The sequence below is a fragment of the Dickeya oryzae genome (genome assembly GCF_009372235.1).
GTDB lineage: Bacteria > Pseudomonadota > Gammaproteobacteria > Enterobacterales > Enterobacteriaceae > Dickeya > Dickeya oryzae.
In genome coordinates, this window is sequence record NZ_ML762921.1 from 222418 (window position 1) to 248173 (window position 25756).

Sequence of the window (25756 nt, forward strand, 5' to 3'; positions counted from 1 at the left end):
AGACAATTGCTATATATCCGTCATATTTTCAGGTTAGGAGAGATACCACCGCCTGCCCTCGGATACGTTTGGTATGGCGCACAATACGCCATCCGTTATCCGTTGTCGCGGCATCATGTTGTCTGCATCATCCCTTATCTACATCATCTTTTATCGACGAACGCCCGGTATTTTTCCAGCAGTTCCAGAAAGTCCTCCAGACCGCAGAGCGACAGGCTTTCTTCGTCGTAATAACTCATGCCTTCTTCCAGCTCGTCGGTTTCAAACGCCAGTTGGTTAGCGCGCACCATCACCTCTTCGCTGTCCAGCAGCAGCGTGTATTCATGACCGGCACGTTCCCACTGGCGTTCGCTGCCGGACAGTTCACGCACCGCCGCCTCCACTTCATCCAACACGGCCTGCTGACCTTTAACCTCTTCATTTAGCCAGTGCCCGACTGCTTCATGGCCCATCGACATCCGGACCACCACCTGCCCGGTGACATCACGCAAAAACTCATAATCCATGATCGTTCTCCTCTGCCTGATTCGCTATCGCGTGCCACAACAGTAAAAAAGGGAGACCTTTCGGCCTCCCTTCCTGTTATTACAATAAACTATAGCGGTTTATACAGCGGTCTGGAAGATCACCTTATCCGCTTTGTTGGTGTACTGCTGCAACTGGTCAAAATTCAGATAACGGTAAGTGTCGTCTGCGGTTTTGTCCACCTGCGCCATATACTGCTGGTACTCATCCGGCGTCGGAATACGCCCCAGCAGCGCCGCTATCGCCGCCAGCTCTGCGGAGGCCAGATAGACATTGGCCCCCGTGCCCAGACGGTTCGGGAAGTTACGGGTAGAGGTCGACACCACCGTCGAACCGTCTGCCACACGCGCCTGGTTACCCATGCACAGTGAACAGCCCGGGATTTCGACACGTGCGCCACTCTTACCAAAGACGCTGTAATAGCCTTCCTCGGTCAACTGTGCGGCGTCCATACGGGTCGGCGGTGCCACCCACAGACGGGTCGGCAATGCCCCTTTATTTTGATCCAACAGTTTCCCGGCAGCACGGAAGTGGCCGATGTTGGTCATACAAGAACCGATGAACACTTCATCAATTTTGTCACCCTGCACGGTGGACAGCAGACGCGCATCATCCGGATCGTTCGGCGCACACAGGATCGGCTCTTTGATCTCGTTCAGATCGATGTCGATAACCGCGGCATATTCTGCATCGGCATCGCCTTCCAGCAACTGCGGATCCGCCAGCCATTTTTCCATACCCTGAATACGACGCTCCAGCGTGCGGCGATCACCATAACCTTCGGCAATCATCCACTTGAGCAGAACGATGTTGGAGTTCAGGTACTCGATGATCGGCTCTTTGTTGAGCTTAATGGTACAGCCCGCTGCCGAGCGTTCTGCCGAGGCATCAGTCAGTTCGAATGCCTGCTCGACTTTCAGATCCGGCAACCCTTCGATTTCCAGAATGCGGCCGGAGAAGATGTTTTTCTTACCTTTCTTCTCAACGGTCAGCAGACCCTGCTGGATAGCGTAATACGGGATCGCATGGACCAGATCACGCAGGGTAATCCCCGGCTGCATCTGACCTTTGAAACGCACCAGCACTGATTCCGGCATATCCAGCGGCATCACACCGGTCGCAGCAGCAAACGCCACCAGACCAGAGCCTGCCGGGAAGGAGATACCAATCGGGAAACGGGTGTGAGAGTCACCGCCGGTACCGACGGTATCCGGCAACAGCATGCGGTTTAACCAGGAGTGGATAACGCCATCACCCGGGCGCAGCGACACGCCGCCACGGTTCATGATGAAGTCCGGCAGGGTGTGGTGAGTATTCACGTCAACCGGCTTCGGATAGGCCGCCGTATGACAGAAAGACTGCATCACCAGATCAGCCGAGAAGCCCAGACAAGCCAGGTCTTTCAGCTCGTCACGGGTCATCGGCCCGGTCGTATCCTGAGAGCCCACCGAGGTCATCTTCGGTTCGCAGTAAGCGCCAGGACGAATACCGGCTACACCGCAGGCACGGCCAACCATCTTCTGCGCCAGCGAGAAGCCACGGCTGCTCGCCGCCACATCTTTAGCATGACGGAATACGTCGCTGTGCGGCAAACCAAGCGATTCACGCGCCTTGCTGGTCAGACCGCGACCAATGATCAGCGGAATACGACCGCCCGCACGAACTTCGTCCAGCAGCACATCCGTTTTCAGTTCAAAGCTGGCCAGCAGCTCATTGCTATCGTGATGACGGATTTCACCCTTGTACGGATAAACATCAATCACATCACCCATGTTCAGCTTGGTGACGTCGACCTCAATCGGCAGCGCACCCGCGTCTTCCATGGTGTTGAAGAAAATCGGTGCAATCTTGCCACCCAGCACCACGCCACCGCTACGCTTGTTCGGCACGTTCGGGATATCGTCCCCCATGAACCACAACACCGAGTTGGTGGCAGACTTACGGGAAGAACCGGTACCGACGACGTCGCCGACATAAGCCAACGGGAAACCTTTTTTGTTCAGTGCGTCGATCTGCTTGATGGGGCCGACCACACCCGGCTGATCCGGCTCGATGCCATCACGGGCGTTTTTCAACATGGCCAGCGCATGCAGCGGGATATCCGGGCGTGACCAGGCGTCTTGCGCCGGAGACAAATCATCGGTATTGGTTTCACCAGTGACTTTGAATACCGTCACGGTAATTTTTTCCGCCAGTTGCGGACGGGACAGGAACCACTCGGCTTCAGCCCAGGATTTGACAACCCGCTGCGCGTGGGCATTGCCAGCTTTGGCTTTTTCTTCCACGTCGTAAAAATTATCGAACATCAGCAGGGTGTGGGATAAGGCTTTGGCGGCAACCGGAGCCAGGGCGGGGTTATCCAGCGCATCGATCAACGGATGAATATTGTAGCCGCCTTGCATGGTACCCAGCAGCTCAGTCGCTTTTTCCGGGGTGACCAAGGGAGAAACCGTCTCACCTTTGGTGATGGCAGCCAGGAAACCGGCTTTGACGTAGGCCGCCTCATCAACACCCGGCGGAACACGATTGACTAACAGGTCGACTAAAAACTCTTCTTCTCCGGCGGGGGGGGTTTTCAGCAATTCCACCAGTGCCGCCATTTGCGAAGCCTCTAGCGGCTTGGGGACGATCCCTTGTGCAGCCCGCTCGGCTACGTGCTTGCGATAATCTTCTAGCACGACGTTCTCCTCGCTCTCATTGTCTAATTATGCCTGGCGCTCAGTTCCAGCTTTAGGCTGATTGTCAGCGTATGGATAGGTAAGGTCAGAGTGCCCGGTCCAGCCCGTTCAACATATCAGAGTTTGAACCGTTTGTTAATTCGTTTACATTAAGGCAACATTTACACCTGTACTGCTTTTTATACCTGTACTACTTTCTCAAGGATGGGGGCGTTAAACGACATAAGCCAAGCCTCCTCCCTTGAGGCCAGCATAGCAGTTGGCGGCAAAATCAACCACCGCTTAGCCCATAGAAACGATAAGGATAATAAAAAGAATATTCGCCACTGCCGCCGAATACCAAACCCACTGTTACCGCCCCGATATAACGGATAATCGCCATTAAAAGCAGAAAAAATTGCTATGCTTCTCACGTCATTCGCGGCATTGTCTTTCTTCACATTTACGTCACAGCACAGATATCGCCATGTCAGCCCATTCCCGTATTACCGCCCGGTTGGCGCACCTGATCGTCACCACTCAACCGGATACTACCGTTATCGATCTCGCCCGCGAAGGCGTCATGGATTTTCTCGCCTGCGCACTGCCGGTTTGGCAGGGTGCGGTAGCAGACAGCGGGCTTGCGCCGTTAAAATCGGTCTACCGCGGCGACGATAGCCAGAGCCGCAGCCTGCTGCTGGGCTATGCCGGTCATGCGCTGGATTTTGACGATTTTCACTCCGGGTTTCGTGGTCATCCCAGCACAGTTATTCTGCCTGCCTTGCTGGCTCTGGCAGGTGAACACCCGACATTCACGCAGACGCATTTCCTTACCGCCTACGCTATCGGCGTGGAAACAGCCGGGCGGTTGGGGCTGGCGGCAGGGCCACGCCACTACAGCCAGGGTTACCATAATACGGCGACGCTGGGTGCCATTGCGGCGGTGGCGGCAAGCTGCCGACTGATGGGTGCGACACCGGATCAAACCGCTAATGCGCTGGGACTGGCAGCATCACAAGCCGCCGGGCTGCGTGCGCAGTTCGGCTCCGCTATGAAGCCGCTGCATGCCGGGCTGGCCGCGCGTGCCGGGTTAAGTGCTATGCAACTGGCACTGTCGGGATTCCACGGCAACCCTGATACCGTGCTGGAGGCGTTTCTTGCAGCCCACGGCGACGGCCAGCACCACGATGAAGCGTTGACCGCTCACTGGGGAACCCCCTGGCGACTGGTGTCACCCGGGCTGACCTTTAAGCGTTACCCCACCTGTGGCGGTACCCACAGTGCGGCAGAAGCGGCATTTATCCTGCGGGAACAGTGGGTCACGCAAGATGGCCACGCCCCCGACGACCTGCCCGACGCAATTCAACGCATTACGGTACGGTTCCCACCGGGTGGCGACGCGGCACCGTTTATCCGGCAGGCCACCACCGGCGTCGAAGGCCGCTTTAGCCTTGAGTACGTGATTGCCGCCGCACTGCTGGAAGGCCAGTTGCGACTGGAACGTTTTACCGAAGGCCCGGTCGACCCGCGCATTGCTGCACTGGCAAGCAAAGTATCACGTCAGGCAGACCTGAGCGCACCGCCGGATGAACAGAACCCCGATGCCCGCTTCCATGACGTCAGTATGCTGATGAACGATGGGTCATGTTTTCATGCCAGAGTCACCTGGCAGCAAACCGCTGCGGTAAAAACGGATGTCACCGCCAAGCTGCGCCAGACACTCACCCTGCTGCCGTGGCTGACGGCTGACGAGGTACTCAGCCACAGCCAGTTACGCACCCCCGACGCACTGGCTGAGCTGGTTCGCCTCCTGTCATAACCGACAGCGGGATACTTTCCCGCTGTGTTGACCTGACATTCCGCCGGGCTGGTTCACGGTACTTAACGCCGCTCCGGCGCAGGTGCCAGCCAGCGGTCCAGCCATTGGAACACCGCCTCCTGTTGTTCCTGATAAAACACGTGCCCTAACTCAGGCCAGATGCGGGTTTCCAGCCGGTCATCAGCGTGTTGCGACTGCCACACCTGATGCATGCGCTCATACGCCGCTTGCACCGCCTGTTGTGGGAACAAGCTATCTTTGCCGCCGTTGAAAAACAGCATCGGACGCGGTGCTGCGATACTGGCAACATCAGGGAAATCAAGATGAGCAGGTAACCCCGGATGCAACATATAGAAAGAAGACTGGCCGCGCAGCACATTGTTGCCCGGCACCATTAAACCGTCATACGTTCCCATCCAGGCAACAGCCGCTGTCGCCGCCGCTTTATCTGACAAGGCGGCCAGTTGCCAGGCACGGTAAGCCCCCATGGAAAACCCGACGACACCCACGCGTTTTGGGTCAACCGAGCGTAACGACGCCAGAAAATCCAGCGACCGGGTATCTTCGTAGGCCATATCCCCTGCCAGCGATCGCCCCAGATTAAAAAAATTACTGGCCAGCGCCTGCTGTTGTTCGTATTTCAGCGGCCCACGATCCCCCCACCCCAGCGCATCTACCGCCAGCACCACGTAACCCCGTTTTGCCAGCTCGTCACCGACAAAGCGGCCGGTAAAGTAACGATCAGCCCACGCCTTTGCAGAAGTGATACGTGCGTCATCCCCCCACGGGCGGATCATTTTCTCCTTACCAATATCGAATTTTGCACCGTGATCATGCAGCAGCAGCACCGCCGGATGTGGCCCCGGAGTTTTTGGCGTCAGTAACAATCCCGCCACCCGGCTTTCATCGGTGAGATTAAACGCCACTTTCTCGGCCACATAGGTATCGCGGTCCTGACGGTCCACCACCTGTGGCTCGAAAGCGCGGTGGGAATCAGGCGTGAGCAGCAGTGATCGTACCAGCTGCCGGGCATGCTCTCGCCATTGATTGAAATTCGCCTCATGCCCGGCCAGCCAGGAATCCGGGTAGGTCAGTTGTTGCTTGAGCTGCGGGTAGAACGTGGGCAAGGCGTCATCCGTTACCGACGTCGTTGTATAGGAATGATCGTTTGCCATAAGCGGGGCACTCGCCAGACAGCACATCAAAATACCGAGGGTACGCCGTAATCTGCCTATTTTCATTGTTATCCTCCAAAAATAAAACATCGTTTCTTTTCGGTGGAGTTGATTGTAAATGAAGCAGATACCACTGACAGGAGCAGATCAGAATTCTGGGAGGAAGGTAAAAAAAAATCCGGCAACAGGTGCCGGATTCACATTGAACAGACAAGACGTTTGTTCCCCACAACCACGGTTGCGGGGAAACGAATTATTTCTTCTTGGCTTTCGGGTTCGGCAGGTCAGTGATGCTGCCTTCAAAGACTTCAGCCGCCAGACCTACGGATTCATGCAGCGTCGGGTGAGCGTGGATAGTCAGTGCGATATCTTCTGCATCACATCCCATCTCGATAGCCAGACCGATTTCACCCAGCAGTTCACCACCGTTGGTACCGACAATCGCACCACCGATCACACGGTGTGTTTCTTTGTCGAAAATCAGTTTGGTCATACCGTCAGCGCAGTCGGAGGCAATCGCACGACCCGATGCAGCCCACGGGAACACGGCGGTTTCGTAGCTGATGCCTTTTTCTTTCGCTTCTTTCTCAGTCAGGCCAACCCATGCCACTTCCGGCTCAGTGTAGGCGATAGACGGGATCACTTTCGGATCGAAGTAGTGTTTCTTACCAGAGATGACTTCAGCCGCAACGTGACCTTCATGCACGCCTTTGTGCGCCAGCATCGGCTGACCGACGATATCGCCGATAGCGTAGATGTGCGGTACGTTGGTACGCATTTGTTTGTCAACGCGGATGAAACCACGGTCGTCAACTTCAACACCAGCCTGACCAGCATCCAGCAGTTTGCCGTTCGGTACACGACCGATAGCCACCAGCACCGCATCATAACGCTGCGGTTCTGCCGGGCCGTTCTTGCCTTCCATCGACACGTAGATACCGTCTTCTTTGGCTTCTACCGCCGTCACCTTGGTTTCCAGCATCAGGTTGAATTTCTTACTGATACGTTTGGTGAAGACTTTAACGACGTCTTTGTCCGCAGCAGGGATCACCTGATCGAACATTTCCACGACGTCGATCTGTGAACCCAGCGCGTGGTACACGGTACCCATTTCCAGACCGATGATACCGCCGCCCATGACCAGCAGACGGCCGGGAACGGTTTTCAGTTCCAGCGCATCGGTAGAGTCCCATACACGCGGGTCTTCATGCGGAATAAATGGCAACTGAATCGGACGGGAACCGGCCGCGATAATCGCGTTGTCGAAATTTACCGTGGTGCTGCCGTTTTCACCTTCAACCACCAGGGTGTTCGGGCCGGTAAATTTACCAAAACCGTTGACGACTTTGACTTTACGGCCTTTCGCCATACCAGCCAGACCGCCAGTCAGTTGGGTGATAACCTTTTCTTTCCAGGTGCGAATTTTATTGATATCCGTCTGCGGTTCGCCAAACACGATACCGTGCTCAGCCAGCGCTTTGGCTTCTTCGATAACTTTCGCTACATGCAGCAGTGCTTTGGAAGGGATACAGCCTACATTCAGACATACGCCGCCCAGCGTGGAATAGCGCTCGACCAGCACGGTGTCCAGACCCAAATCTGCACAACGGAACGCTGCGGAATAACCAGCAGGGCCCGCGCCAAGTACCACCACCTGAGCTTTAATTTCAGTACTCATCATGACCTCTTAATGAATTTCCGGCGGGTCTGTGACGTCATTATTGTTGAGTCTTAACGCCCTCTTCCACCGGGACGTGTCTTTGCCGCGCTAGTTTACAAAATCATTAACAATTTTGAAACAACGAGCGACTAACGATTTGTCCTTAATCACTGATAGCTGTAACCAATAACAGCTTATCAGAAAAAAGCCGGCCGTCAGGCCGGCTTTTTTGATTACATCACCAGACGGCGAATGTCGGACAAGGTGTTGTTGATGATGGTAATGAAGCGTGCACCATCAGCACCGTCAATGACACGGTGGTCGAAGGACAGAGAGATCGGCATCATCAGACGCGGAACAAACTCTTTACCATTCCAGACCGGTTCCATGGCGGACTTAGACACACCCAGAATAGCCACTTCCGGCGCGTTGACGATCGGCGCGAAATGCGTCGTACCGAGACCACCGATGCTGGAGATGGTAAAGCACCCACCCTGCATTTCGCCTGCGGTCAGCTTACCGTCACGGGCTTTCTTAGAGATGGTCATCAGTTCACGAGACAGCTCAATGATGCCTTTCTTATTCACATCTTTGAACACCGGAACGACCAGACCATTCGGCGTATCTACCGCAACACCGATGTTGATGTATTTCTTCAGCGTCAGGCGTTGAGCGTCTTCAGACAGCGAACTGTTGAAGCGAGGCATCTGCTCAAGCGCAGCGGCAACCGCTTTCATGATGAACACGACCGGCGTGATCTTCACATCCAGTTTACGCTTCTCAGCTTCCACGTTCTGCTGTTTGCGGAACGCTTCCAGATCGGTGATATCGGTTTTATCGAAGTGCGTAACATGCGGGATCATCACCCAGTTACGGCTCAGGTTAGCACCAGAGATTTTCTGGATACGACCCAGTTCCACTTCTTCAATTTCACCAAACTTGCTGAAATCCACTTTCGGCCACGGCAACAGACCCGGCAGAGAACCGCCAGTCGCACCCGCTGCCGGAGCAGACTCAGCGCGTTTCACGGCTTCTTTCACGTAAGCCTGTACGTCTTCGCGCAGGATACGACCTTTACGGCCAGTACCTTTTACTTTCGCCAGGTTGACGCCGAACTCACGCGCCAGACGACGAATGACCGGTGTGGCATGGATGTAGGCGTCGTTTTCAGCAAACTCACCTTTGCTATCAGCTTTCGCTGCAGCTGGTGCCACTGCCGCCGGTGCTGGTGCACTTGCGGCAGGAGCCGGTGCTGCCGCTACAGGAGCCGCAGCCGGTGCGGCACCTTCCACTTCGAATACCATGATAAGTGACCCGGTTTTCACCTTGCTGCCGGTGCTAACCTTGATTTCCTTCACGGTACCGGCGAACGGTGCCGGAACTTCCATTGACGCTTTGTCGCCTTCCACGGTGATCAGCGACTGTTCTGCCGCTACTTTATCACCGACTTTGACCAATACTTCCGTCACTTCGACTTCATCACCACCGATATCCGGCACGTTGACGTCTTTAGCACCACCGCTCACCGCTGGCGCGGCAGCAGGTGCACTCGCGGCGGGAGCCGGAGCAGCAGCAGGCGCGGCACCCACAACCTCAAACACCATGATCAGTGAGCCAGTTTTCACCTTGTCACCGGTCTTGATGCGAATTTCTTTTACCGTACCCGCGAACGGTGCCGGCACTTCCATAGAGGCTTTGTCGCCTTCCACCGTAATCAGCGACTGCTCTGCCGCTACGGTGTCGCCGACGTTAACCATCACTTCGGTCACTTCGACTTCGTCGCCGCCGATATCCGGCACTTCAACTTCTTTCAGCGCGCTGGCAGCGGCAGGTGCCGCAGCCGGTGCTGGCGCAGCCGCCGCCGGAGCCGGTGCGGCAGCCGCCGCACCTTCTGCTTCGAAGACCATGATCAGTTTGCCGGTCTCGACTTTGTCGCCTACCGCCACTTTAATCTCTTTAACCACACCCGCCTGCGGGGAGGGGACTTCCATCGAAGCCTTGTCACCTTCAACGGTGATCAGCGACTGCTCGGCTTCCACTTTGTCACCCACTTTGACCAGCACTTCGGTGACTTCAACTTCATCTGCACCGATATCCGGTACCTTGATTTCGATAGCCATTACTCTTTCCCTCTTATGCTACGCGCGGGTTAACTTTTTCAGGGTTGATGTCGAATTTCTTGATGGCTTCAGCCACGACAGATTTTTCAACTTCACCGCGTTTAGCCAGTTCGCCCAGTGCAGCAACGACCACGTAGGACGCATCCACTTCAAAGTGGTGACGCAGGTTTTCACGGCTGTCGGAACGGCCGAAACCATCGGTGCCCAGTACGCGATAATCGCTGGCCGGAACGTAGGTACGTACCTGCTCGGCAAACAGTTTCATGTAGTCGGTAGACGCGACTGCCGGTGCATCGTTCATCACCTGAGCGATGTACGGTACGCGTGGCGCTTCGGTCGGGTGCAGCATGTTCCAGCGTTCGCAGTCCTGACCGTCACGGGCCAGTTCGGTGAAGGAGGTAACGCTGTACACATCAGAACCGATGCCGTAATCGTTGGCCAGAATCTGTGCGGCTTCGCGCACATGACGCAGGATAGAACCGGAACCCAGCAACTGAACTTTGCCTTTGCTGCCCGCCACGGTTTCCAGCTTGTAGATACCTTTGCGGATGCCTTCTTCGGCGCCCTGCGGCATCGCCGGCATGTGGTAGTTTTCGTTCAGTGTGGTGATGTAGTAGTAAATGTTTTCCTGTGCGTCGCCATACATACGAACCAGACCGTCATGCATGATGACCGCCACTTCGTACGCGAACGCCGGGTCGTAGGAAATACAGTTCGGAATGGTCAGTGCCTGAATGTGGCTGTGGCCATCTTCATGCTGCAAACCTTCGCCGTTCAGTGTGGTACGACCGGATGTACCGCCGATCAGGAAGCCACGTGCCTGTTGGTCACCAGCCGCCCAGCACAGGTCGCCGATACGCTGGAACCCGAACATGGAGTAGTAAATATAGAACGGGATCATCGGCAGGTTATTGGTGCTGTAAGACGTTGCCGCCGCCAGCCAGGAGGAGCCTGCACCCAGTTCGTTGATCCCTTCCTGCAGGATCTGACCTTTCTGGTCTTCTTTATAGTAAGCGACCAGTTCGCGGTCCTGCGGGATGTACTGCTGACCATTCGGGCTGTAGATACCGATCTGACGGAACAGACCTTCCATACCGAAGGTACGCGCTTCGTCGGCGATGATCGGAACCAGTCTGTCTTTGATAGACTTGTTCTTCAGCATCACGTTCAGTGCACGCACAAAGGCGATGGTGGTGGAGATTTCTTTGGTCTGCTCTTCCAACAGAGAGCTGAAGTCTTCCAGCGTCGGCAGGTCCAGCTTCTCATCAAATCTCGGCTGACGGGACGGCAGGTAGCCTTCCAGCGCCTGACGGCGTTCGTGCAGGTATTTGTACTCTTCGGAGTTTTTGTCGAAGGTAATGAACGGCAGTTTTTCAACATCAGCGTCAGCAACCGGCACATTGAAACGGTCGCGGAAATAACGCACGCCGTCCATGTTGATTTTCTTGACCTGGTGAGCAATGTTCTTGCCTTCAGCCGCATCACCCATACCATAACCTTTGATGGTATGAGCCAGAATAACCACCGGCTTGCCTTTGGTTTCCTGTGCTTTTTTCAGTGCAGCGTAAACTTTCTTCGGATCGTGACCACCACGGTTAAGTGCCCAGATATCGTCATCGCTCCAGTCTTTGACCAGTGCAGCGGTTTCCGGGTATTTACCGAAGAAGTGCTCACGCACGTAGGCACCGTTTTTGGATTTGAAGGTCTGGTAATCGCCGTCAACGGTTTCGTTCATCAGTTGAATCAGCTTACCGCTGGTGTCGTTACGCAGCAGTTCGTCCCAACGACCGCCCCAGATAACCTTGATCACTTCCCAGCCAGCACCACCGAAGATGCCTTCCAGCTCATTGATGATCTTGCCGTTACCGGTGACCGGGCCGTCCAGACGCTGCAGGTTACAGTTGATGACAAACACCAGGTTGTCCAGCTTCTCACGGGTCGCGATAGTAATCGCACCTTTAGATTCCGGCTCATCCATTTCACCGTCGCCCAGGAAGGCGTATACGGTCTGCTTCGTGGTGTCTTTCAGACCACGATTGTTAAGATACTTCAGGAACTTGGCCTGATAGATAGCGTTAATCGGGCCCAGGCCCATTGACACGGTCGGGAACTGCCAGAATTCCGGCATCAGTTTCGGATGCGGGTAGGAAGACAGGCCATTACCGTGAACTTCCTGACGGAAGTTGTTCATCTGATCTTCAGTCAAACGACCTTCCAGGAAGGCGCGCGCATAAACCCCTGGGGAGATATGCCCCTGGAAGAATACCAGGTCACCGCCGTCCTGTGCGTTACGAGCACGGAAGAAGTGGTTGAAGCACACTTCATAGAAGGTAGCGGAGGACTGGAAAGACGCCATATGACCGCCCAGCTCCAGATCTTTCTTAGATGCGCGCAGTACCGTCATCACCGCATTCCAGCGAATTGCGGAACGGATACGACGCTCCAGATCAAGGTTCCCCGGATACGCGGGTTCATCTTCTGCCGCGATGGTGTTGATGTAGTTACTGCCAGCACTGCCCGCAGCCACTTTCACCCCACCTTTACGTGCTTCAGTCAATACCTGATCAATCAGGAACTGAGCGCGCTCAACACCTTCTTCACGGATAACCGATTCGATCGCCTGCAGCCAGTCACGCGTTTCGATCGGATCCACGTCATTGTTCAAACGTTCTGACATGGTGTATTCCTTATCTGTTTCTAATCAGTTGATTTGTCTGGAGCCTGTCTTCTTGTACTCTGTTCCTGTTGGAGAAAGCACAGGAAGACAGGCCCTTCGTCTTGTTGCCGCAAACGACCGTCAGTCGACGGCCTAATCCTTGCGCTGCTGGAGCCGACGCAACGAGCGTTCCCGCCGACTATGTTCCCGGTTAAGTTCCAGCAATACTTCCTCAATAAAGGCCAGATGGCGATGTGATGCCTCGCGGGCTTTTTCCGGCTCACGAGCGACAATCGCTTCAAAAATCCTGGCACGATGGCTACTCACCTGCGTCAGAACTTCACGACTCAGATAAAGCAATTCAAAATTCTGCCTGACGTTTTGCTCAAGCATCGGTCCCATACAACGTAACAGGTGCAACAACACCACGTTATGCGCGGCTTCCGTCACTGCGACCTGATAATGCATGACGGCTTCAGACTCCCCTTCCAGATCACCGGCTTCGCGCGCCGTTTCAATCAGAGCATGACAATCACGGATACGCTGCAAATCCTCTTCCGTGCCACGCAAGGCGGCATAGTAAGCGGCAATCCCTTCAAGGGCATGACGAGTTTCGAGGAGGTCGAACTGGGATTCCGGATGGTTAATTAACAGCTCCGCCAGTGGGTCGCTAACGCTCTGCCACAGGTTATTCTGAACAAAGGTACCGCCACCCTGACGGCGCAACAGTAACCCTTTGGCTTCCAACCGTTGGATAGCCTCGCGTAGCGAGGGGCGGGAAACATCGAACTGTTTTGCCAGTTCGCGTTCCGGTGGCAGCTTCTCTCCAGGGCGCAAGGTTCCCTCAAGGATCAGAAACTCCAGTTGCTGTTCAATCACATCTGACAGTTTAGGTTGACGGATCTTGCTGTAGGCCATGTGAATTCTTCCCGGCGAAAAAGCGCGGAGTCAATTGGTAATACCAATTTTAAAAACATGACGCACAAAGTAACAAAGTATTCACCTTCTGTCCATACAGACGATGAGCGAAATTACCAATCACCTTAGTTTTTAACAAATGCCCAGAATCTTGTAGCAAAAGCACGAATCGTTCAGTGGTATTACCATTTGGTAAAGCTCGCCAGTTTTAACTTTTTTGAAACTCAAATCAGGCAAAGCTGAACCGTTCAACCTGCCATTTAATGAATTTAAAATCACAATAAATGAATAAAAAAACTAACAAGCCCAATTCACAGCTCATGACCTTATTTTGGCCCTCCCGAACATATCGCGCGTGTATGACATGGAAAAGGCAACGACGTTTCCCCCCCTGTAAACCACGGTAAAAGGGCAAAGCCGTACCGTACAGATGACGGTGATCATGACATCACACTTTTATGTCATGCCTCGCAAGAAATCAGTGCAATTCTCTGCGCATATCACTATTCTCTGACGCGCGATAGCACTGGCGGCGATTTAAGTTTGTCAGCGTCGTAAATATAAAATTACACACATGTAAAAAGACAAACGTGCCAGCCCGCGCCACACCGTCGGTGAACGGTTTGTCTTTTCATCGGCAGAGGGTAAAAGCATGCAAGATCAACAAGACGGTACGCTACAACGCGGACTGAAAAACCGTCACATACAGTTGATTGCTCTGGGGGGCGCGGTTGGAACCGGATTGTTCCTCGGTATCGCACAAACGATCAAGATGGCCGGGCCATCCGTTCTGCTGGGCTATGCAATCGGCGGTCTGATTGCGTTTTTCATCATGCGCCAGTTAGGCGAAATGGTGGTGGAAGAGCCGGTTGCTGGTTCATTTAGCCACTTTGCCTATAAATACTGGGGCAACTTCGCCGGTTTCGCTTCCGGCTGGAACTACTGGGTGCTGTATGTGCTGGTGGCGATGGCAGAGCTAAGTGCCGTTGGTATCTATGTACAATACTGGTGGCCAGATATTCCTACCTGGGTGTCCGCTGCGGTGTTCTTTGTCGTGATCAACGCCATTAACCTGGCCAACGTGAAGATGTACGGCGAGCTGGAATTCTGGTTTGCGATTATCAAGGTGGTGGCGATTGTCGGCATGATCGTGTTCGGCGGTTGGCTGCTGCTCAGTGGCCACGGCGGGCCGGACGCGTCTATTACCAATCTCTGGGCGCAAGGTGGTTTCTTCCCCAACGGCATCAGCGGTCTGGTGATGGCGATGGCGGTTATCATGTTTTCTTTCGGTGGTCTGGAACTGGTGGGCATTACAGCAGCGGAAGCAGACAAACCGGAAGAGAGCATTCCACGTGCGACCAATCAGGTCATCTACCGTATCCTGATTTTCTACGTCGGTTCATTGACGGTGCTGCTGTCGCTCTATCCGTGGGGCAAAGTGGTCGAAGGCGGCAGTCCGTTCGTCATGATTTTCCACGCACTGAACAGTGAGCTGGTCGCTAATATCCTGAATATTGTGGTGCTGACTGCAGCGCTGTCGGTATACAACAGTTGCGTTTACTGTAACAGCCGTATGCTGTACGGCCTGGCTAAGCAGGGAAATGGCCCACAATCGCTGCTGAAAGTAGACCGTCGCGGTGTGCCAGTGGTCGCTATCGGCGTATCCGCGCTGGCTACCGCCTTGTGCGTACTGATCAACTATGTATTGCCGGGTAAAGCGTTTGAGCTGTTGATGGCGTTGGTGGTGTCTGCGCTGGTGATCAACTGGGCGATGATCAGTCTGGCACATCTGAAATTCCGTGCGACCAAAGACCGTGAAGGCGTGCAGACCCGATTTAAAGCGTTGTGGTTCCCGTTCGGCAACTACCTGTGTCTGGCATTTATGGCGGGTATTCTGGTCATCATGTCACTGACGCCCGGTATCCAGATTTCGGTCTTGTTGATTCCTATCTGGTTGATCGTATTAGGTATCGGCTACCGTTTCAAAAAGCGCCAATAACACTTTCCTTTCTTAGAATAACACCATCCTTTCTCAGTATGGCCGCCACAGCGGCCATACTGTTTTCATGATGTTCCTGCTTTCATGATGTTTCCGTCTTTACGATTAACGTGACTCTCACGATACGTTAGACCAGCGTACCGTAGATGGTAAGTAACGCCACGACGACAACCAACACCAGCGTCACTTTTTTCGCCAGCGACACGGCCGCTCTCGGTGTAGAAATCGGGTCGCCATGCGGCTCACGTTCCAGTGAAAACTGCGCCAGTTTTGTTAGTACCCAGTACTGAGAAGAGTGTGCGTCCATCATCGCGGCAAACCACGCGGGCAATGCCTTCTCACCGTGTCCCAGCAATGCATAAGCAGCACCGGCCAACCGTACCGGAATCCAGTCCAGCCAATGCAGTAAGGTATCAACACCCGAGTTCGCTCGTTCCAGAGGAGTATGATGACGGGCCAGGCAGCACTGCCGGGCGCGCAACACGGTGTACCCCACTAATGCCACCGGACCATAAGGCCCCGCCGCGACAAACCAGAACAATGGTGCCAGATAAAAGCGGAAATTCAGCCACAGCAACGCGTTTTGTAATTCCTTTAAACGTTCACGTTCGCTGCCATCGAGCGGCAGGCCATGAATCAGCGCCAGCTCCTCAGCCATTTCCCGGCAGGCATCCGCCTCACCACGCTGAGCGCTCTGAATATAGCGGTGGTAATGCTGGCGTATTTCGCCCGCACCGATGCACATCAAGCCGACGGCAATCCACAACAGCAGCAGCGGCAAGCCAAATAGCCACCCGCTGAGCACCCACTGCGCCGCCAACACAACCGCCATGCCCATAATAGATAACAGCAATGTTTGCACCAGCGATGGGGCGGAAAGATGACGAAACACCCGTTCTACATGGTGATCCAGTTGCCAATGGTCGCCACGTTTAAACAACCGCTCCCATCCCAGGACCAACAATAGGCTAAACAACGTCATCTGTGATTACTCCCCTTGTTCTGGTGGTGTCTGCCATAACCGTTGATATCGCGCCCAGTCGAACGCCGGGCCGGGATCAGTCTTACGTCCCGGTGCAATATCACTATGTCCGGTAATACGTTCAGGCGTAATGCCATAAGTTTCACTCAGCAGGCGGGTGACATCTGCCAGCCGGGCGTATTGTTCTGTGGTAAATGGCAGCGTATCAGTACCTTCCAGCTCGATACCAATCGAAAAGTCATTACAACGCTCTCGCCCATCAAACTGCGACACACCGGCATGCCAGGCCCGTTGATCAAATGCCACATACTGCACGATGTCACCGTTGCGGCGAATCAGACAATGCGCTGACACCCTCAGATGGCATATGGACGCAAAATAGGGATGCGCCGTTCCATCCAGCGTACCGGTAAAGAGCTGGTCGATGTACGACCCGCCGAATTCGCCCGGAGGCAAACTGATGTTGTGAATCACCAGTAAAGAAGGCAACTCGCCTTGCGGACGTTCATCCTGATGTGGCGACAAAACGCGTCTGGCCTCTGTCAACCAGCCATGCTCCACTCTCATCACCGCTCCTTTTATTCTTTCTAGCCGTCAAAACACGATCATCACCGGAACACATATTGCCCGGTAACCATCAGGGTATCGCACCACAAGCGTTAACCGACTGATCGCACTCATCATGCAAACATCTTACCGCATCTGCCATGTTCCTGACCTGTTAAAAAACCATTCCGGTTTATTCGCAATTGTTCTTTCAACGCCTGCACACAAACCATGATGTTCTTCCCTTCTTCTGGTATGCTGCGCCCCCTCTTTCCGGCAAGCAGTCGACACGTACGCCATAATAAGCAAACGTTTTCGTCTTCTGCCCATCACCGGGAGGTTTTTCAGCAGTTATTTTGTTATTACCGCCCGAATCACTCTGCGCCGCCCCGGCCAACCAGGCCGCTGACGCGCTATCGGGTAACACAGAGAATCGTCATGAAAAAAATCCTTGCCGCCTGTGCAATCAGCACATTGTCGTACAGTTTACCCACCGTTGCGGACACTAACGCCCCGCAATACCTCTCGGACTGGTGGCACCAGAGTATCAATGTGGTTGGCAGCTATCACACCCGCTTCGGACCCCAGTTAAACAATGACGTGTATCTGGAATATGAAGCGTTCGCTCGTAAAGACTGGTTTGATTTCTACGGCTATGTTGATGTGCCAAAAACCTTCGGTGCGGGTAATACGCCAGACCGTGGTATCTGGGATAAAGGCTCTCCGCTGTTCATGGAAATCGAACCTCGTTTCTCCATTGATAAACTGACCAACACACAGTTGGGGTTCGGCCCGTTCAAAGAGTGGTATGTCGCCAACAACATTATCTACGATCAGGGTCGTAATAATGATTCGCGCCAGAGCACCTGGTATGTCGGTCTGGGCACCGATATCAATACCGGTACGGATCTGTCGTTGTCCGCCAATATCTACGCCAAATACCAGGGACAGAACTACAGCGCACCGAATGAAGATCGCTGGGACGGCTACCGGTTTAAAATCAAATACTTTTATCCGATCACATCGTTGTGGGGAGGCAAGCTGACCTATATCGGCTTTACCAACTTCGACTTCGGATCCGACCTGGCTGACGCCGCTGGCCCGTCTCGCACCAGTAACGCCATTGCCTCCAGCCATATTCTGGCGCTGAACTATGACCATTGGCACTACTCCGTCGTTGCCCGTTACTTCCATAACGGTGGCCAGTGGGCTGATGGCACCGAACTGGATTTCGGTCGTGGCCCGTTCAACGTCCGCTCTACAGGGTGGGGCTATTATCTGGTAGCCGGTTACAACTTCTGATCTTTGCTATGATGTATCCCGGCCATGGCCGGGATACGAAAACCCCGCCTGGATAGGTTGTTACTCACCATGTCAGGCCTGGCGAGTTGCGCAAAAAAACGAATAACACCTTGAATTAAAATAATTTTTAAAACCACCCATTAACGGGATAGCATACATTCCGGATTCCATCGGAGTAGCATCATGACAACACGCCGTTATAGTCAGGAGCAGCGCCAGGCGGAACTGCTCAGCCGTATTGAGCAAGATATCCCCGCCAGCGTACAGCAGGCATTACGCGAAGACCTCGGGGGAGAAGCCAACCCTGAGCATGACCTCACTGCACAGTTGTTACCCAATGACACCATCGCCAGCGCGGTCATCATTACCCGCGAAGCCGGTGTATTCTGCGGTCAGCGCTGGGTAGACGAGGTGTTCCGTCAGTTGGGCAACGTCATTACCATCGACTGGCTGGTTCACGACGGTGACGTACTGATAGAAAATCAACCGCTGTGCCAGTTGCAGGGGTCTTCCCGCATACTGCTTACCGGTGAACGCACCGCGCTGAATTTCCTGCAAACGCTCTGTGGTGTGGCAACTGAAGTGAGTCGTTATGTTGCACAACTGGCCGGCACGCATACCCAGTTGCTGGACACGCGAAAAACGCTGCCCGGCTTGCGCACCGCGCTGAAATACGCGGTACTGTGCGGTGGTGGGAGCAATCATCGCCTCGGTCTGGCCGATGCATTCCTGATCAAAGAAAACCACATTATTGCCGCGGGCTCCATCAGGCAGGCGGTTGAAAAAGCCTTCCAATTGCGTCGTGATGTGCCGGTAGAAGTCGAGGTAGAAACCCTCGATGAACTGCAACAAGCACTGAGTGCCGGGGCAGACATTATTATGCTGGACAACTTCACGCTGGATGCTATCCGCGAAGCCGTCACACTGACCAATGGCCGCGCGTTGCTGGAGGTTTCCGGCAACGTGACGCTGCAGACATTGCCGGATTACGCTGCCACCGGTGTCGACTATATCTCGGTTGGCGCGCTGACCAAACATGTACGGGCGCTCGACCTGTCGATGCGTTTTCGTTAACGCCTGTCGTTGCATTGCGGTGCTCCTCCATCAGCCCGGTGCGCCGGGTTGATGGTGATGTTGTAGCACTATTGGCTCTCTCGCCAACCTTTCCTTCGGTTTACCTCCCCGTTTTGCGAACCCGCTCGCCTGTTTTTTGTAACCCCCTGCTGTAATCCTCCCCAGTTTGCACAACAGGTTCCTGATTAAAAACATCGGGATAGCCAGCATCACTCTCTGTCTTTACCCTGCCATCACCAGCCACACCAGGGAACCAATAACATGACACAACAAGGATTTTCACTGATTGAATTGATGGTGGTTATTGTCATCATCGCTATTCTGAGCGCGCTCGGGATCCCAGCGTATCAAGGGTATCTGCAAAAAGCCGCCATGACTGACATGCTGCAAACCATGAGCGCCTATAAAACCGCAGTCGATCTTTGCAGCCTTAGCAATACCGGGCTGGAAGGATGTAACGCCGGTAGCCAGGGGATCCCGACGCCTTCGGCATCACGGTATGTCAGTGCCGTCACGATCAATCAGGGTGTCATTACCCTGACTGGGCAGTCGACCTTGCAAGGGCTAAGTGTGGTGATGACACCCACACTGGATGCGCAAAACGGTGCATCCCGCTGGACAAGAGCTTGCCGCACCAGCGCCGGAGCCGACAGTCTGCGTCAGGCATGCGAAGACGTCTTTCGTTTTGACTCGGTAGCAGGGTGACAGCCATGACACATCAGACACAACACCATGAATTACAATTGCTTTGTCGTCGTTATCACGCCCTGCTATTGGATATAGACGAACAGACGATCTCTGTTGCCGTAGCAGGATCGGTAGCAGAAGATCTGATCGCCGCGCTGCGTTTCGCCAGTCACAGACGCGTTTTGGTGGAACAGTGGCCTGCCGCACGGCTGGAGCAACAACTCACGTCACCGCAAGCTCAAGAGGCTAACGCCTCTTATCAGGCTGATGCCGCATCCCCCGAAGAACCCGATGATGCGCCAGTAGTCCAGTTCATTAACCAAACCCTGAAATTGGCTATCCAGCGCCGGGCCTCTGATATCCATCTGGAACCCTTATCAGCAGGTTATCGCGTCAGGCTGCGTATCGACGGAGTATTACATGAAATACCGACCAACCCGGATTTACCCGCAAACCGTATGGTTGCCCGCCTTAAGATCATGGGGAAACTGAATATTGCTGAACGCCGTTTGCCACAAGACGGGCAATTCAGCCTCCGTCTGGAACAGCACACCTATTCGCTACGCATCGCCACGTTACCCGTTCAGGGCGGTGAGAAAGTCGTATTGAGAGTATTACAAACACAGCAACACGCTCTGGAACTGAGTGCGTTAGGCCTGCCCGACTACGCGCTGCAACAATTCAAGCACACTCTCAGTCTGCCACAAGGCCTGATTTTGGTTACCGGGCCAACCGGTAGTGGCAAGACGTTCACGCTGTACAGCGCTATCCGCTGGTTAAATGACACCAGCCGCAACATTTGCAGCGTAGAAGATCCCGTGGAAATACCCTTGCCCGGTATCAATCAAACCGCTATCCACGCACAAAGTCAGTTGGACTTCGCCCGGGTATTACGTGCGCTATTACGCCAGGATCCCGATGTTGTCATGATTGGTGAAATCCGTGATGCTGAAACAGCGGAGATTGCCGTCAAAGCCGCACAAACCGGTCATCTGGTGCTGTCCACCCTGCATACTAATTCGGCGCTGGATACACTGATCCGACTGGGACATTTAGGCATCCCCGGTTATCTGGTCGCCGCGGCGCTCAAACTGGTGATTGCCCAAAGGCTGGTGAGACGGTTATGTCCGCACTGCAGCCAACAGAGAGAAGACACGACAACCTTACCCAACTCGCTATGGCAAGGCCCGTTACGGCAATGGCAGGCAACCGGGTGTGAACACTGTTTTTCTGGCTACTACGGCCGGGCCGCGATTTATGATCTACTGCCGGTCACACCGGCACTCCAGCAGGCATTGTCCGGTACAACATCATTAGCTGACCACAACCTGACACTCCCATTGCAACGGGAAACCCGCTTGCTATCCGCAGGACTGGCACTGGTTCACGAAGGCGTCACGTCTTTGGAGGAAGTCTATCGCGTGATAGGCGATCACATTGAATAGAGGTCGCGCATGGCAGTACAAAAACTCTACTACTGGCAGGCACTACGTCAGGATGGCGAACCTTGCGCCGGTGAACGTATCGGTTTTGAACGGGGTGAAATTTATCAGTACCTGCTGGAGCTCGGCTATCAACCTTTACGACTGAAAACCGGTGCGTATCTGACACCACGTTACTGGCAAGGCCCACAGCTATCCATCATCGTCCGACAACTGTCGACCTTGTTGCAGGCAGGACTACCCTTGCTGGATGCATTGGAGCTACTAGGACGTCAGCACGAAAAAGCAGGCTGGCGCTGTCTGTTACAGGACATACGCCTGCAGGTCAGCCAGGGACGACCACTGTCAGAGGTACTCTCAGAGTATCCAACCATCTTCCCGGTTATGTGCAGTTCGCTGGTTGCGGTGGGTGAGCTGACAGGAAAACTGGACGAATGCTGTGCCCGGCTGGCGGATTATCAGGAAACGCAACGTCAGTTGACGGGAAAAGTGATGAGGGCCTTACGCTACCCCTTGTTTGTGGTGGCGGTAGGAGTCATGGTCACACTACTGATGCTCACGCTGGTATTACCGGAATTCGCAGAGCTGTACGCCTCTTTTGGCGCTCCGCTTCCCTGGCTGACACGCATGATGCTGGCGTTATCGGATGGGGTCCGCCGTCACGGCATGTTCTTCTTTCTTCTGTCTGCTGGAATATGGCTGGGTTATCGGCGGTTACGCAGACAAAACGCACAGTGGCAACAACGAGAACAACGACTATTGCTGAAACTACCGCTGCTATCCACACTGATACAAAGTCATTGCCTGGGACAAATTTTTCACACTCTGGCCATGACGCAACAGGCGGGATTAACTCTCTTATCAGGCCTCAATGCGGCTGCCACGTTGAACAACCCGGTGTACCGACAATCACTTGCAGAGATACAGCGCCAGCTTGAGCAGGGCATTCCGCTCGGGCAAGCCATTCATGGCTATCCCTTGCTCTACCCTGCCCCCTGCCACCAGTTGATTAGCGTCGGCGAGGAAACCGGAGCGCTGGATCAGTTATTTGCCCGACTGGCAGGTTGGTATGAGAATCACACCCGACAATTCGCGGACACGCTAACACAGACACTGGAACCGCTGCTGCTGGTCATCGTTGGTGGTCTGGTGGGAACACTGGTCATCGCCATGTATCTGCCGATTTTCCAGTTGGGGAATGTACTGGCAGGTGCCTGACCCCGCCAGCACATAACAACGGGGCTTAGCCGTTAAACACCGGGTTTTCCTGCTCGGCAACGCGAATGAAGGTGGTACGCTTGGTCAGTTCTTTCAGGCGTGCCGCCCCCACATAGGTGCAGGCAGAGCGCAGCCCACCAAGAACATCCCGTACGGTATGCTCGACCGGGCCACGCAGCGGCAGACTTACGGTCTTACCTTCCGCCGCGCGGTATTCAGCAACGCCACCGACATGCCGCTCCATTGCAGAGGCGGAGCTCATGCCGTAAAACAGCATCATCTTACGACCATCTTCCTCAACGATATCGCCGCCACACTCGTCATGCGCGGCCAGCAGACCCCCTAACATCACGAAATCAGCACCGCCACCAAAGGCTTTCGCCACATCACCCGGTACAGTACAACCACCGTCACTGACAATCTGTCCACCCAGCCCATGGGCGGCATCAGCACATTCGATAACCGCTGACAATTGCGGGTAGCCGACGCCGGTTTTAACCCGCGTCGTACAAACAGAACCGGGGCCAATCCCCACCTTGACGATGTCCGCCCCTGATAACAGCAGTTCTTCCACCATCTCACCAGTTACCACGTTACCGGCACAGATGACCTTATCAGGGAAAACGTCGCGTGCTTTCTGCACAAAATTGACGAAATGTTCCGAATATCCGTTAGCAACATCAATGCAGATAAATTTCAAATCTGGGGATAACGCCAGAATCTGTGTCATCTTCTCAAAATCACTGTCCGATGTGCCACTCGACACCATGACATGGCGTAAGACCGCAGCCGGCGTACTCTGGATAAACTGTTGCCATTCAGCCACGGAATAGTGCTTATGCACCGCAGTCAGCAACTCAAATGACGCCAGGACACGCGCCATCTGAAACGTCCCCACTGTATCCATATTGGCTGCAATGACGGGGACACCCGACCAGCCGCAACCTGCATGCAAAAAGCTGAATTCACGTGTCAGTTCAACGTCCGCACGGCTTTTCAACGTGGAGCGTTTAGGACGAATAAGCACATCTTTGAAACCCAGTTTAATATCTTCTTCAATACGCATGATGTACGACCTGATGAAGTGAGGAGAATGATTCAGGGAAGAAGAGGCGATAATGCGCCAATTCATTGTGATCATACGCTCGAATAATCCTGCGACAAGACTGCGATTTTTTCTCAATTTGGGCTAAAATCCGATAAATTTACCTGGCCATTTCTAGTTGATTATCATGGCATATATCGTCGCGCTCACAGGCGGCATAGGAAGCGGGAAAAGCACAGTTGCTCAGGGGTTTACAGCGCTGGGAGCCACTATCGTTGATGCGGATGTCATAGCCCGTGAGGTCGTGTCCCCCGGGAAACCCGCTCTGGCAACTATTGTGGAATACTTTGGCCCGGAAATATTACAACCAGACGGTGCATTAAACCGAAGTGCCCTGCGTGAGCGCATTTTTTCTAACCCGGAAGATAAGCGCTGGCTCAATGCCTTGCTGCATCCGCTGATTCAGAAAGAAACCCGACGCCAGCTCGCTGCCGCTACCACCCCTTATGCGTTATGGGTGGTGCCGTTGCTGGTGGAGAATCAACTACAAGGGAAAGCACACCGTATTTTGGTGGTGGATGTCCCCTTGGAAACACAATTACAACGAACCATGAGCAGGGATGGTGTTTCCCGCGCTCAGGCGGAAAATATTTTGGCATCGCAAGCTAGCCGCGAACAACGACTGGCCTGCGCTGATGATATTATCGATAACAACAGCAATCCGAGCTTACTGGCTCCGCGGATTGCCGCTCTACATCAGCATTATCTTGAGCTGGCCGCATCCGCAACCGACAGGACGACCCATAATGAGTGACGTTTCCTCAACAGTTCTTTTTGAATATCCGCTGAATGAAAAAATGCGTACCTGGTTACGCCTGGAATTTTTACTGCAACAGATGTTCGACAACCACGACCTGAAAGACATCGGCGTTGCCCTGACGTTTTTCCGTGCCGTCTCCGAATTATTGGATATTCTCGAACGGGGAGATGCCCGCCCAGACCTGCTAAAAGAACTGGAACGCCAGCAACAGAAACTGGCGCAATGGGGTGAACTACCAGAAGCGGATATTTTGCGTATTAACACGTTACGTCAAAAATTACGCAACCTGTCCAGCGAACTGATTGCTGCGCCGCGCATGGGACAAGGGCTGCGTGAAGACAAATTAATCGCTATGGTACGCCAACGTCTGAGCCTGCCGGGTGGATGTTGCAGCTTTGACCTGCCGACTTTGCATATCTGGCTGCATCAGTTGCCTGAGCAAAAACAACGACACATCAACATTTGGCTGGAGAGCGTATTGCCGCTTAAACGTTCACTCGACAGCATACTGGAGTTGATTCGTCATGCGGGAGCCTTCAAAGAGCAAACCAGCCTTAACGGCTTTTATCAGGATAACGCAACCGATGCTGATCTGCTGCGCCTGCGGATTGATCTCACTCATCAGCTTTATCCGCAAATATCGGGGCATAAAACCCGCTATGCCATTCGCTTTCTGCCATTAGACAGCGACGGGCAGACCCCTGCACGGTTGGAATTCGAGTTGGCATGTTGCTAGATAGAGTGGACTTGCTGGCGACAGCAAGTTTCTGGAGAAGAATGAAACGTGGATAACGAAATGACCGTTGTAAAATGCCCCATCTGCACCAAACCGGTAGAGTGGAGCGAGAATAGCCCTTATCGACCCTTCTGTAGCAAGCGCTGTCAGTTGATTGATTTAGGCGAATGGGCAGACGAAGAAAAACGGATACCCAGCGCGGAAGATGTTTCAGACAGCGACGTTTGGGGCGAAACCCAGCACTGACCCCTTCCCCCCCAACGATAGCGACATGCTATTTATCCATCGCCCTTTTATCGCCCTTCACGATTCATGCCTGCGGGCATGAATCGCTGCAAAGAATGCAGCCACGACCCAGACAACATGCCTGGCTCA

The 25756-nt window shown here is 54.0% G+C and carries 20 protein-coding genes; 10 read left to right on the forward strand and 10 right to left on the reverse strand.

The window, feature by feature from the left end; all coding sequences use genetic code 11:
* Window positions 1-143: 143 nt before the first annotated feature.
* Both yacL and acnB read right to left on the reverse strand, forming a co-directional pair.
* Window positions 144-506, reverse strand: a complete 363-nt coding sequence (gene yacL / locus FAZ14_RS06180) for a protein YacL (protein ID WP_016940571.1) — start codon at window positions 504-506, stop codon at window positions 144-146.
* Window positions 507-605: 99 nt separating this feature from the next.
* Window positions 606-3203 (reverse strand): bifunctional aconitate hydratase 2/2-methylisocitrate dehydratase, encoded by a 2598-nt coding sequence (gene acnB / locus FAZ14_RS06185; RefSeq protein ID WP_153508238.1) that lies wholly within the window; start codon window positions 3201-3203, stop codon window positions 606-608.
* Between the two features lie 466 nt (window positions 3204-3669).
* Here acnB and FAZ14_RS06190 point away from each other — a divergent pair, with 466 nt between their 5' ends.
* Window positions 3670-5001 carry an MmgE/PrpD family protein gene (locus FAZ14_RS06190; protein ID WP_153508239.1) on the forward strand — a complete coding sequence of 444 codons (1332 nt, stop codon included), beginning with the start codon at window positions 3670-3672 and terminating at the stop codon, window positions 4999-5001.
* Window positions 5002-5063: 62 nt separating this feature from the next.
* On the opposite strand, the gene FAZ14_RS06195 is transcribed toward FAZ14_RS06190, so the two are convergent.
* From FAZ14_RS06195 to pdhR, 5 genes are all read right to left on the reverse strand, one after another.
* A complete protein-coding gene (locus FAZ14_RS06195) occupies window positions 5064-6242 on the reverse strand; it encodes a dienelactone hydrolase family protein (protein ID WP_153508240.1) in 1179 nt (392 codons plus the stop codon).
* Window positions 6243-6429: 187 nt separating this feature from the next.
* Window positions 6430-7854: a dihydrolipoyl dehydrogenase gene (lpdA, locus tag FAZ14_RS06200; RefSeq protein ID WP_012886138.1), complete on the reverse strand. Its 1425-nt coding sequence runs from the start codon at window positions 7852-7854 to the stop codon at window positions 6430-6432.
* Window positions 7855-8069: 215 nt separating this feature from the next.
* Window positions 8070-9956, reverse strand: a complete 1887-nt coding sequence (aceF, locus tag FAZ14_RS06205; protein WP_016940575.1) for a pyruvate dehydrogenase complex dihydrolipoyllysine-residue acetyltransferase — start codon at window positions 9954-9956, stop codon at window positions 8070-8072.
* A 13-nt stretch (window positions 9957-9969) separates the two neighbouring features.
* Window positions 9970-12633 (reverse strand): pyruvate dehydrogenase (acetyl-transferring), homodimeric type, encoded by a 2664-nt coding sequence (gene aceE, locus FAZ14_RS06210; RefSeq protein ID WP_016940576.1) that lies wholly within the window; start codon window positions 12631-12633, stop codon window positions 9970-9972.
* Between the two features lie 132 nt (window positions 12634-12765).
* Window positions 12766-13530, reverse strand: coding sequence for a pyruvate dehydrogenase complex transcriptional repressor PdhR (gene pdhR, locus FAZ14_RS06215; protein WP_012886141.1), 765 nt, complete (start codon window positions 13528-13530; stop codon window positions 12766-12768).
* A gap of 652 nt (window positions 13531-14182) precedes the next feature.
* On the opposite strand from pdhR, the gene FAZ14_RS06220 reads away from it, so the two are divergent.
* Window positions 14183-15529 carry an amino acid permease gene (locus tag FAZ14_RS06220; RefSeq protein WP_016940578.1) on the forward strand — a complete coding sequence of 449 codons (1347 nt, stop codon included), beginning with the start codon at window positions 14183-14185 and terminating at the stop codon, window positions 15527-15529.
* Window positions 15530-15656: 127 nt separating this feature from the next.
* On the opposite strand, the gene ampE is transcribed toward FAZ14_RS06220, so the two are convergent.
* Both ampE and ampD read right to left on the reverse strand, forming a co-directional pair.
* Window positions 15657-16511, reverse strand: a complete 855-nt coding sequence (gene ampE / locus FAZ14_RS06225; RefSeq protein WP_016940579.1) for a beta-lactamase regulator AmpE — start codon at window positions 16509-16511, stop codon at window positions 15657-15659.
* Between the two features lie 6 nt (window positions 16512-16517).
* Window positions 16518-17078: a 1,6-anhydro-N-acetylmuramyl-L-alanine amidase AmpD gene (ampD, locus tag FAZ14_RS06230; RefSeq protein WP_153508241.1), complete on the reverse strand. Its 561-nt coding sequence runs from the start codon at window positions 17076-17078 to the stop codon at window positions 16518-16520.
* A 417-nt stretch (window positions 17079-17495) separates the two neighbouring features.
* On the opposite strand from ampD, the gene FAZ14_RS06235 reads away from it, so the two are divergent.
* The 5 genes from FAZ14_RS06235 (at window position 17496) to hofC (ending at window position 22780) form a co-directional block, all read left to right on the forward strand.
* Complete coding sequence (locus tag FAZ14_RS06235) at window positions 17496-18359, forward strand: nucleoside-specific channel-forming protein Tsx (RefSeq protein ID WP_038926637.1); 864 nt, start codon at window positions 17496-17498, stop codon at window positions 18357-18359.
* A gap of 183 nt (window positions 18360-18542) precedes the next feature.
* The gene (gene nadC / locus FAZ14_RS06240) at window positions 18543-19433 is read left to right on the forward strand and encodes a carboxylating nicotinate-nucleotide diphosphorylase (RefSeq protein WP_016940582.1); all 891 of its coding nucleotides are present in this window, start codon (window positions 18543-18545) and stop codon (window positions 19431-19433) included.
* A 261-nt stretch (window positions 19434-19694) separates the two neighbouring features.
* On the forward strand, window positions 19695-20138 hold the full coding sequence (gene ppdD, locus FAZ14_RS06245) for a prepilin peptidase-dependent pilin (protein ID WP_153508242.1): 444 nt from the start codon (window positions 19695-19697) through the stop codon (window positions 20136-20138).
* A gap of 5 nt (window positions 20139-20143) precedes the next feature.
* Window positions 20144-21565, forward strand: coding sequence for a type II secretion system protein GspE (gene gspE, locus FAZ14_RS06250; RefSeq protein ID WP_080646421.1), 1422 nt, complete (start codon window positions 20144-20146; stop codon window positions 21563-21565).
* Between the two features lie 9 nt (window positions 21566-21574).
* Window positions 21575-22780, forward strand: coding sequence for a protein transport protein HofC (gene hofC, locus FAZ14_RS06255; RefSeq protein ID WP_153508243.1), 1206 nt, complete (start codon window positions 21575-21577; stop codon window positions 22778-22780).
* Window positions 22781-22805: 25 nt separating this feature from the next.
* Here hofC and FAZ14_RS06260 read toward each other — a convergent pair whose 3' ends face one another.
* Window positions 22806-23846 carry a GMP reductase gene (locus tag FAZ14_RS06260; protein ID WP_016940586.1) on the reverse strand — a complete coding sequence of 347 codons (1041 nt, stop codon included), beginning with the start codon at window positions 23844-23846 and terminating at the stop codon, window positions 22806-22808.
* A gap of 166 nt (window positions 23847-24012) precedes the next feature.
* Between FAZ14_RS06260 and coaE the strand changes: the two genes are divergently transcribed.
* Genes coaE through yacG form a run of 3 tightly spaced genes read left to right on the forward strand, consistent with a single transcriptional unit; the run spans window position 24013 to window position 25627 of the window.
* Window positions 24013-24639: a dephospho-CoA kinase gene (coaE, locus tag FAZ14_RS06265; RefSeq protein WP_016940587.1), complete on the forward strand. Its 627-nt coding sequence runs from the start codon at window positions 24013-24015 to the stop codon at window positions 24637-24639.
* On the forward strand, window positions 24632-25381 hold the full coding sequence (gene zapD, locus FAZ14_RS06270; protein WP_016940588.1) for a cell division protein ZapD: 750 nt from the start codon (window positions 24632-24634) through the stop codon (window positions 25379-25381). The genes coaE and zapD overlap by 8 nt, the downstream gene beginning before the upstream one ends.
* 60 nt (window positions 25382-25441) lie before the next feature.
* Window positions 25442-25627: a DNA gyrase inhibitor YacG gene (yacG, locus tag FAZ14_RS06275; RefSeq protein ID WP_071526185.1), complete on the forward strand. Its 186-nt coding sequence runs from the start codon at window positions 25442-25444 to the stop codon at window positions 25625-25627.
* Window positions 25628-25756: the final 129 nt, after the last annotated feature.

Coding starts and splice junctions, on each gene's coding strand:
- nadC (WP_016940582.1), top strand. CDS start 18,543: ATGACAACACGCCGTTATAGTCAGGAGCAGCGCCAGGCGGAACTGCTC.
- aceE (WP_016940576.1), bottom strand. CDS start 12,633: ATGTCAGAACGTTTGAACAATGACGTGGATCCGATCGAAACGCGTGAC.
- ampE (WP_016940579.1), bottom strand. CDS start 16,511: ATGACGTTGTTTAGCCTATTGTTGGTCCTGGGATGGGAGCGGTTGTTT.
- FAZ14_RS06235 (WP_038926637.1), top strand. CDS start 17,496: ATGAAAAAAATCCTTGCCGCCTGTGCAATCAGCACATTGTCGTACAGT.
- hofC (WP_153508243.1), top strand. CDS start 21,575: ATGGCAGTACAAAAACTCTACTACTGGCAGGCACTACGTCAGGATGGC.
- gspE (WP_080646421.1), top strand. CDS start 20,144: ATGACACATCAGACACAACACCATGAATTACAATTGCTTTGTCGTCGT.
- FAZ14_RS06220 (WP_016940578.1), top strand. CDS start 14,183: ATGCAAGATCAACAAGACGGTACGCTACAACGCGGACTGAAAAACCGT.
- lpdA (WP_012886138.1), bottom strand. CDS start 7,854: ATGAGTACTGAAATTAAAGCTCAGGTGGTGGTACTTGGCGCGGGCCCT.
- FAZ14_RS06260 (WP_016940586.1), bottom strand. CDS start 23,846: ATGCGTATTGAAGAAGATATTAAACTGGGTTTCAAAGATGTGCTTATT.
- aceF (WP_016940575.1), bottom strand. CDS start 9,956: ATGGCTATCGAAATCAAGGTACCGGATATCGGTGCAGATGAAGTTGAA.
- FAZ14_RS06190 (WP_153508239.1), top strand. CDS start 3,670: ATGTCAGCCCATTCCCGTATTACCGCCCGGTTGGCGCACCTGATCGTC.
- pdhR (WP_012886141.1), bottom strand. CDS start 13,530: ATGGCCTACAGCAAGATCCGTCAACCTAAACTGTCAGATGTGATTGAA.
- yacG (WP_071526185.1), top strand. CDS start 25,442: ATGACCGTTGTAAAATGCCCCATCTGCACCAAACCGGTAGAGTGGAGC.
- yacL (WP_016940571.1), bottom strand. CDS start 506: ATGGATTATGAGTTTTTGCGTGATGTCACCGGGCAGGTGGTGGTCCGG.
- zapD (WP_016940588.1), top strand. CDS start 24,632: ATGAGTGACGTTTCCTCAACAGTTCTTTTTGAATATCCGCTGAATGAA.
- ppdD (WP_153508242.1), top strand. CDS start 19,695: ATGACACAACAAGGATTTTCACTGATTGAATTGATGGTGGTTATTGTC.
- ampD (WP_153508241.1), bottom strand. CDS start 17,078: ATGAGAGTGGAGCATGGCTGGTTGACAGAGGCCAGACGCGTTTTGTCG.
- coaE (WP_016940587.1), top strand. CDS start 24,013: ATGGCATATATCGTCGCGCTCACAGGCGGCATAGGAAGCGGGAAAAGC.
- FAZ14_RS06195 (WP_153508240.1), bottom strand. CDS start 6,242: ATGAAAATAGGCAGATTACGGCGTACCCTCGGTATTTTGATGTGCTGT.